The sequence below is a fragment of the Stappia sp. WLB 29 genome, assembly GCF_023507705.1.
Taxonomy (GTDB): Bacteria; Pseudomonadota; Alphaproteobacteria; order Rhizobiales; family Stappiaceae; genus Stappia.
This window is the reverse complement of sequence record NZ_JALBGD010000022.1, coordinates 1-5,830: the sequence shown is the minus strand read 5'-3', so window position 1 is coordinate 5,830 and position 5,830 is coordinate 1. Positions and strand designations below refer to the sequence as shown.

3 protein-coding genes are annotated in these 5,830 nt (G+C 65.5%); all 3 read right to left on the bottom strand.

What is annotated here, in order from left to right:
* Nucleotides 1–584: 584 nt before the first annotated feature.
* Complete coding sequence (gene ileS / locus MNI96_RS21685; protein ID WP_249696620.1) at nucleotides 585–3,722, bottom strand: isoleucine--tRNA ligase; 3,138 nt, start codon at nucleotides 3,720–3,722, stop codon at nucleotides 585–587.
* Nucleotides 3,723–3,865: 143 nt separating this feature from the next.
* Entirely contained in the window at nucleotides 3,866–5,191 is a 1,326-nt protein-coding gene (locus tag MNI96_RS21680) for a nucleotide sugar dehydrogenase (protein ID WP_249696618.1), read from the bottom strand.
* A gap of 146 nt (nucleotides 5,192–5,337) precedes the next feature.
* On the bottom strand, nucleotides 5,338–5,830 hold a 493-nt coding region (locus MNI96_RS21675), incomplete at its 5' end, for a calcium-binding protein (protein WP_283776627.1).

Below are 5,830 nucleotides of genomic sequence, written 5' to 3'. Positions count from 1 at the left end.
TGTCATCCCGGCCGGATCGACGAGCCACGACGCTGCCTCGTCCTCTGCCGTTATCCCGGCCGGATCGACGAGCCGCAACGCCGCCCCCCTCGGCCGTCATCCCGACCGCAGGCGAAGCCGGAGAGCCGGGAACCATTGGCACCCTCAGCGTATGTTTGTCGCTCCAGCCTTCCCTTAGCGTCTTCCCGGACGGCGAGCGTCGCAAGACCCGGAACCGGAGAGACACGAACGTAAGTGGAGGCGCGCGGCGATGTGGGCAGGTCATCGCCGGCCAGGTCCATCGCCCAATCACTCGAGCCGTCCGGCCGTTTTGCTCCGCCGTCTCGATTTCAGCGGATTTCGAGAGCGGTTTTCGCAAAATCCGTCTCGAAATTTCCGCGAGCAATTCGACCAGAATAATCCAATTATTTCAAACACATAAAACCGAATACATGAACGGCGGCGCGAAATTTCGAGACACCGCTCCCAATCTCGTTTCGCCGCTTGTCCCCGTCGTCGTGGTCCCCTTCGGACTGCGCCAGGCCGAGGTCCGCGGGGCACTTGTCCCCGCGGGCCTCGTCAGTGTTGTTCCCGCATGCCGGCGATCAGGCGTCCGCCTTGACGAGCTCGATGGCGATGTCGCTGCCGCCGACCTCATGGGTGGCACGGTAGGCGCCGTCCAGCGTGCCGCCGATGGTCAGCTCCAGCGCCAGCGTGTCCTGGGCGATGCGGGCGCGGTGCTCCTCCACCGCCTGGACCAGCGCCTCCGGCAGGACCAGGTTGAGGCGGATGCGGTCGGTCACCTGCAGCCCGCCGTCCTTGCGGGTCTGCTGGATCAGGCGGACCACGTCGCGGGCATAACCCTCGCGCTCGAGCTCCGGATAGATCCGCGTGTCCATGACCACCACGCCGCGGCTGGCATCGAAGAGGCCGGTGTCCGACCCTTCCGGCGCCATGACGCGCATGGTGTAGTCTTCGGGCGGCAGCTCGACGCCGGCCAGCTCGACGATGCCGTCGGGCCGCAGCGTCCAGTTGCCGGTCTTGGAGGCGGTCATCACCTCCTTCATCTTCTGCCCCAGGCGCTTGCCGATCTGCGGCTTGACCACCAGGCTGTGCTCGCCGACCGACAGCGGATCGGCCTCCAGCACCAGCTCCTTGACGTTCACTTCGTCGGCGATCAGCTGCGAATACGGGCGCAGGTCCTCGATGTCCGCATGGGCGACGGTCAGCGTCTTCAGCGGCAGGCGGGCGCGCAGGCGCTTGGCCTCGCGTAGCGACATGACCGAGTTGCAGACGTCGCGGATCAGGTCCATGCGGCGCACGAGGTCCGGATCGCTCGGCATCTTGCCCGCCTCCGGCCAGTCGGCCAGATGCACGGACAGTTCGCCCGTCAGGCCCTTGTAGACGCGCTCGGTGACGAAGGGCATCATCGGCGCCAGCACGCGCATCAGGTGCGTCAGCACCGTGTAGAGCGTGTCGAGCGCATCGCGCTTGTCGTCGTTCAGCTCCTCGCCCCAGAAGCGCGACCGCGAGCGGCGGATGTACCAGTTGTTGAGCGCGTCGATATAGCCCGGCACATGCGAATAGGCGGACGGAATATCGTAGGCGTCGAGCGACCCCTCGATCTTCTCGATCAGCTCGCGGGTCTTGGCCAGGATATAGCGGTCCAGCAGGCCCTTCTGGTCGAAGCGGACCTGCGCCTTGTACCGGTCGGCATTGGCGTAGAGCGTGAAGAAGTAATAGGCGCTCCAGATCGGGATGATCGCCTGGCGCAGCGCCTGGGCGATGCCGCGCCCGTCCTTGGCCACCGCCAGGTCGCCGCCGACCAGCAGCGGCGAAGACAGCATGTACCAGCGCAGCGCGTCGGCGCCGTAGGTGTTGAAGACGCCGACCGGGTCCGGATAGTTCTGCAGCCGCTTGGACAGCTTCTGCTTGTTCTCGTCCAGCACCACGCCGTGGCAGACCGCGTTGCGGAACGGCGCACGGTCGAAGATCGCCGTCGACAGGACCATAAGCGTGTAGAACCAGCCGCGGGTCTGGGCGACGTATTCGACGATGAAGTCGGCCGGGAAGTTCCGCTCGAAATGCTCCTTGTTTTCGAACGGATAGTGCTGCTGGGCGAAGGGCATCGAGCCGGAATCGAACCACACGTCCAGCACTTCCGGCACGCGGCGCATCATCGCCTTGCCGGTCGGGTCGTCCGGGTTCGGGCGGACCAGCTCGTCGATCATCGGCCGGTGCAGGTTGTCCACCTTCACGCCGAAGTCGCGCTCCAGCTCCTCCAGCGAGCCGTAGACGTCCATGCGCGGATGGTTCGGGTCGTCGCTCACCCAGACCGGGATCGGGCAGCCCCAGAAGCGGTTGCGCGAGATGTTCCAGTCGCGGGCGTTTTCCAGCCACTTGCCGAACTGGCCGTCGCGCACATGCGCGGGGATCCAGTCGATCTGCTGGTTGAGCTCGACCATCCGGTCCTTGAACTGCGAGACCGCGACGTACCAGGCGTCGATCGCCTTGTAGATCAGCGGCGTGTCCGTGCGCCAGCAGTGGGGATAGTCGTGCAGATAGGTCTCGTGGCGATAGACGGTGTCGCCGCGTGCCTTGAGGTCGCGGATGATGTCCTTGTTCGCCTCGATGACGTTCTGGCCGACATAGTCGGCGACCTCGGCGGTGAACTTGCCCGCCTCGTCCACCGGCACCACCAGCGGGATGCCGCGGTCGCGCGCGAGTTCGAAGTCGTCCTCGCCGAAGCCCGGCGCGATGTGCACGCAGCCCGTGCCGTCGCCGGCCTCGACGAAATCGGCGGCAAGCACGACGAAGGCGTTCTCGGTGCCCTTGAAATAGGGGAAGAGCGGCTCGTAGGCGGTGCCGGCCAGCTCCGCGCCCTTGAGCGTGCCGACCTTCTGCCACTCGCCGAATTCGCGCTCGTAGCGCTCCAGCGCCGCTTCGGCGAGGATCACGCGCACGCCGTCCTTTTCCAGGATCGCGTAGTCGAGATCCGGCGACACGGCCAGCGCAAGGTTGGACGGCAGCGTCCAGGGCGTCGTCGTCCAGGCGAGCAGGCGCGTCGGCACCGAGGCGAAGCGCTCGCCCTTGAGCAGGAAGCCGACGGTCAGCGCCGGGTCCTGGCGCTCGCGATAGGAATTGTCGAGGCGCGTCTCGAAGTTCGACAGCGGCGTCTGCACGGCCCAGGAATAGGGCACGACGCGGTAGCCGCGATAGACCAGCCCCTTGTCCCAGAGCTGCTTGAAGCCCCAGATCACGCTCTCCATGAAGGAGAGGTTCATGGTCTTGTAGTCGTTCTCGAAGTCGACCCAGCGGCCCTGGCGCTCGACATAGTAGCGCCACTCGTTGGTGAAGCGCATGACCGAGACCGAGCAGTGCTCGTTGAACTTGCCGATGCCGTATTCGAGGATCTCGTTGCGGCCCGAGATGCCGAGTTCCTTCTCCGCCGTCAGCTCCGCCGGCAGGCCGTGGCAGTCCCAGCCGAAGCGGCGCTCGACGCAGTCGCCGCGCATGGTGCGGTAGCGCGGGATCAGGTCCTTGACGAAGCCGGTGGCCAGGTGCCCGTAATGCGGCAACCCGTTGGCGAAGGGAGGGCCGTCGTAGAAGATGTACTCGCCCGCCCCGTCCTGGTTGCGGCGGTTCTCGACCGAAGCTTCGAAAATCCGGTTCTCCTGCCAGAACTTGAGGATGTCTTCCTCGAGCTTGGGAAAATTGGGATTCGGATCGATGGCTTCGTACATCACAGATGTCCCGTTCTGAATTGGTCGCCGGGCGAGGAACCGCAGAGCCGCCCGCAACATGTCGTTGCGTGGGTTAGCCGACCGGCAGGAAAAATACAATCGTCACGGCCGGCATGGCGGGCATGCCAGCGTCTCGCAGTGCCTCAGGCGCGCGTCACTTTCGGCTCGCTCGCCGGATAGCGGCCGCGCGTGTCGACCACCAGCTTCGCCTTGTCGAGGATCATCGCGTAGTCGAAGGCATCGTGATCGGTGGCGATGACGACGGCGTCCTGGCGCGCGATGGTCTCGGCATCCGCCTCCACGGCCGCGAAGGCGTGGCCGCTTTCGAGCGTCAGCTGCGGCACGAAGGGATCGGCATAGGAGAGCTCCCCTCCCCGCGCGACGATCCGCTCCATCACCATCAGGCTCGGCGACTCGCGGATGTCGTCGATGTTCTTCTTGAAGGCCGCTCCCAGCACCAGCACCTTCGCGCCGTTGAGCGCCTTGCGGTGGCCGTTCAGCGCGTCCATCAGCTTCTCGACGATGAAGTCCGGCATGTAGCGGTTGATCTCGCCGGCCAGCTCGATGAAGCGGGTGTGCAGGCCGTATTCGCGCGCCTTCCAGGTCAGATAGAACGGATCGACCGGGATGCAGTGACCGCCGACGCCGGGGCCGGGATAGAAGGCGGTGAAGCCGAAGGGCTTGGTGGCGGCGGCGCGGATAACCTCGAAGATGTCGATGCCCATGCGGTCGGCGAGCGTCTTCATCTCGTTGACGAGGCCGATATTGACCGCCCGGTGGATGTTCTCCAGCAGCTTGGTCATCTCGGCGACGCGGGTCGAGGAGACCGGCACGAGCTGGTCGACGGCCGAACCGTAGAGCGCCTCGGCCGCGGCAAGGCACGCAGGGGTGACGCCGCTCACCACCTTGGGGATCTCGCGGATGCCATAGCGCGCATTGCCGGGATCCTCGCGTTCGGGCGAGTAGACGACGAAGAGGTCCTCGCCGACAACCAGATCCTCGCGCGCCATCGCCGGCAGCATGTCGTCCTCGGTCGTGCCGGGATACGTGGTCGATTCCAGCGCGACCACCTGCCCCCGCCGCAGATGCGGGCGGATGGCACGGGCCGCATCGAGAATGTAGCCGATGTCCGGATCGTGGAAGCGGCCGAGCGGCGTCGGCACGCAGATGATCAGCGCATCGCAGTCGGCCGCGCGCGCGAAGTCCGTCGTCGCCTCGAAGGGGCCGGCGAACCGCACCTCCTCGCGCCGGTTGCCGACATAGCGGGGAAAACCGCGATCCGCGTTGAGCCTTGCGATCTTGGCCGGATCGACATCGAAGCCGACGATCGGGTGGCCGATCTGCGAAAAGCGCAAGGCGAGCGGCAGGCCGACATAGCCGAGGCCGATGACGCCGATGACGGCGGAGCGGTCTGCAAGGCGGGCGCACAGGCTGGCAAGGGCATCGGAGTGATTGGTGTCCGCGGCCATGATCGGATCTCTGGTAGGGTTCGATGAAAGAGAAACGGCATGCGGAAGAGGGTCCGCATGCCGTTTCGTGTCGCACAGGCGTCGCAGCGCGGCAAGCCCCGGCGACGAAGAGTTCTCCTCCGCCGGGCGCTCGCCCTATCCTCCGGTCACACGAAGCTGAAGTCGCTCTCCGACACCAGCGTGTGATCGAAGTTCTGCAGGACGATGGTGTTGGTCCCGAAGGTCAGGTGCGTGTCCGCCCCCACATCCGTCACCGTCACCTGCGAGAAGTTGCTCGCCCCGACGCCGATCCGGATCGTGTCGATCCCCGCCTCGAAGTCCGTGATCGTGTCCGTGTCGCCCGCATTGAAGAACGCGAACGTGTCATCGCCAGACCCTCCGGTCAAAGTGTCGTTGCCGGCACTGCCATCGAGCCAGTTGTTGCCCGAGTTACCCTGAATCGCATTCGATTGCGCGTTGCCAACACCTGACAGATTCCCCGCTCCGATCAGTGTCAGGTCCTCAACGTGCTGGCCGTGCTGCCACAGCGCAAAGTTCACCGAGCTGATCACTGTGTCGGTGCCCTGGCTCGCAGCCTCGACAATCGAGTCCCCCAGGTTATCCACGCGATACGTGTCGTTGCCCGCACCGCCGATCATC

Excerpts from the sequence above, each read along its gene's own strand:
- MNI96_RS21680 (WP_249696618.1), bottom strand. The coding sequence starts at position 5,191 with ATGGCCGCGGACACCAATCACTCCGATGCCCTTGCCAGCCTGTGCGCC.
- ileS (WP_249696620.1), bottom strand. The coding sequence starts at position 3,722 with ATGTACGAAGCCATCGATCCGAATCCCAATTTTCCCAAGCTCGAGGAA.